General features: G+C 61.6%; 1 protein-coding gene and 1 pseudogene. One reads left to right on the top strand and one right to left on the bottom strand.

Annotated elements, in window-relative coordinates:
- Positions 1–209 (top strand): annotated as a pseudogene (locus tag EN893_RS36775) (hypothetical protein); the annotation flags it as partial.
- A gap of 7 nt (positions 210–216) precedes the next feature.
- Here the strand turns inward: EN893_RS36775 and EN893_RS38870 are convergent.
- A partial coding sequence (locus EN893_RS38870) for a hypothetical protein (protein ID WP_206640271.1) occupies positions 217–645 on the bottom strand: 429 nt, incomplete at its 5' end.

Here is a 645-nt window from a genome sequence, read left to right as displayed (position 1 = left end):
GTCATCCCGCGCAGCAGGTTCTGGATGTCTATGGCGAGCAGAGCCCGGTGACGCTGACCGGCGAGGCTGGTCTCGGCTTCGTCGAGGACCCCTTTGGCTTTCATATGGGCACCGTGCCGGCACGCACGCCGCGACTGATGATGGAAGTCGGCTTCGGCGTATCGCCGCCGTCGCGCCGACGGTTTCATGGCGAGCCGGTTATCCGCTGAGAGCTGCCTATCCGAAGCTCATCTCGACAGGTGTCCAGTGTGTGCGGCGTCTGGCTTGGCGCTGCGCCCTGTTTTCCGTATCGAAGTCAACGCGGACCGGCTCCTGGTTGAACCGTTCGCGGTCGTCCAGGGCGTTGATGATGACGATCGCCCTTGCATCGTCATCTCTGGCGATTGCGGCGACGTAGACACCGCACCGCCGGCAGATCAGATAGTCGGCCGTCCTCAGCCCGAACTGATATCTCCGCAATTGCGTCTCGTCCTTGACCGAGATGACCAGTCTGCCATTCGGATCGGCAACGGCGCGCGAACCATGTCTGACACAGAACGAGCATTGGCAAGCGCGAACTTCGGTTTGCGGTGGCTCGAGCTCGGTTGAAAATTCAAGGCGTATATTGCCGCAATGGCACCCACCGGTGTGCACGGTCATCGTAGC

This window comes from Mesorhizobium sp. M7A.F.Ca.CA.004.04.2.1 (genome assembly GCF_004022825.1).
Classification (GTDB): Bacteria; Pseudomonadota; Alphaproteobacteria; order Rhizobiales; family Rhizobiaceae; genus Mesorhizobium.
Note: the sequence above shows the minus strand (reverse complement) of the source record. Positions and strands in the feature narration are given on the sequence as shown.